This window comes from Citrobacter sp. S46_ASV_140 (assembly GCF_018919545.1).
Classification (GTDB): domain Bacteria; phylum Pseudomonadota; class Gammaproteobacteria; order Enterobacterales; family Enterobacteriaceae; genus Citrobacter; species Citrobacter braakii.
In genome coordinates, this window is sequence record NZ_JAHLRC010000253.1 from 1 (window position 1) to 1,583 (window position 1,583).

2 protein-coding genes are annotated in these 1,583 nt (G+C 46.7%); both read right to left on the reverse strand.

Going from position 1 to position 1,583, the window contains the following annotated elements; genetic code table 11:
• On the reverse strand, window positions 1-877 hold an 877-nt coding region (gene hypE, locus KQJ19_RS23500; protein WP_216404271.1), incomplete at its 3' end, for a hydrogenase expression/formation protein HypE.
• Complete coding sequence (locus KQJ19_RS23505) at window positions 874-1,473, reverse strand: cysteine hydrolase (RefSeq protein ID WP_047501958.1); 600 nt, start codon at window positions 1,471-1,473, stop codon at window positions 874-876. The genes KQJ19_RS23505 and hypE, both read right to left, overlap by 4 nt.
• Window positions 1,474-1,583: the final 110 nt, after the last annotated feature.

Genomic DNA, 1,583 nt, shown 5'->3' on the forward strand with positions numbered 1-1,583 from the left:
CTTCTGCACTATCCGATTCTACAAACAAGCAAAGGCATCCCTCGTTAGCAAGATTGATGACATCGACGCCCAGCATATTTGCCGCCATCGCTGTTTCAGGCTGGATCGGCAAAGATTGTCGCTCGCAACGCATTTCATGTTTTGTTGCACGCGCATATTCATGAAGCACTGCAGAGAGGCCACCGCGAGTTACATCCCTCATTGAGGTAATTTTTCCGGCAGGAACGGTATCGAGAAGTTGGCGAATCATCATGTTGAGTGGGGCGCAGTCGCTGAGGATATTTCGTTCAAATCCTAGTCCTTCTCGCAGGGATAGCAGGTGGATAGAGTGATTTCCAATATAGCCACTCAGTATTATTTTTTGCCCAGGACGAACGTTTTTAATTGAAACAGGGGACTGTTCAAGAACCCCCAAGCCAGCCGTGTTAATGAACAGACGATCGGCTTCTCCCTTCCCAACAACTTTGGTGTCCCCGGCAACGATTTTGACGTCTGCCGCAATAGCAGTATCGCGGACCGATTCAATAACAGTGACGAGTTCGGATTTGGGCATGCCGTCCTCAATAATAAGACTCAGCGTCAGATACAGCGGACGTGCACCACTCACAGCAAGATCGTTGACGGTACCGCATACCGCAATTTTACCGATATCCCCATTACCAAAGATCAGTGGTGTAACAACGAAAGAGTCGGTAGTAAATGCAATTTGTCGCGACGGTAGGTCGAGTAAGGCGCTGTCTTCCATGGTACCCAGATAGGTATCGCCGAGAATTTCCGCAATTAGTTCGACAAGTTCTCGACTAAGGCGAGCGCCTGTCCCATGGTCCAGAACAACGGTATCTGTCGGTTCCAGTTCCTGTATTAATGGATTTTTCATGCGGATTTCCCTTCATTGCGCTCAGGAAGATCGCTATGTTTTGCCAACAGCGATAAAATCTCAGTTGAAGGGGCAACGGTTGCGCAATAGTTGGCAAGCCACTCTAAGGCGCGAGTGGTGTCATCTGTGGAAGGGGCAAAAACGCAGTCCTCTGGCACCCACACATTGTATCCGCGGAAAAAAGCATCTGCAGCGGTGGTCTGAACGCAGACGTGCGTTTGCAAACCGGTCACGATAACCGTTTTGATGCCCAGATTTTGCAGCGTTTCATCGAGGTTATTGTTAAAGAAACCACTGTCTCTCCCTTTTACTACGATGAGGTCAGAAGGGTGGTAAATACTGTCGATTATTTGGTTTTCTGGCCGCCCGGCCAAAGCTGGAATACCCGCAGCGCGATTTTTATAGCGGCGCTGTACTGCGGGGTCGTCGGGATCGTTTATTAACTGCAAATGGATGACGGCCTGGTTTTGGTTTCTGACACCATCAAGAAATTGATTAAATGCTGTTAGTTTTTGTTCTAATTCCTGAGCCGATCGGGTGATTTTATACGTAAACTCATATTGCAAATCATTTGTTAGCACGGCTACATTTGGCATATTTATATTCCTTTATAATTAAATATTAATTGATAGTTTTTTTACAGTTTTCTACTGGTCAGTTATTTTTCTTTATTGCCATCCCTTGCTATCATGGGCCTGTTATAGGT

Coding starts and splice junctions, on each gene's coding strand:
- KQJ19_RS23505 (WP_047501958.1), bottom strand. CDS start 1,473: ATGCCAAATGTAGCCGTGCTAACAAATGATTTGCAATATGAGTTTACG.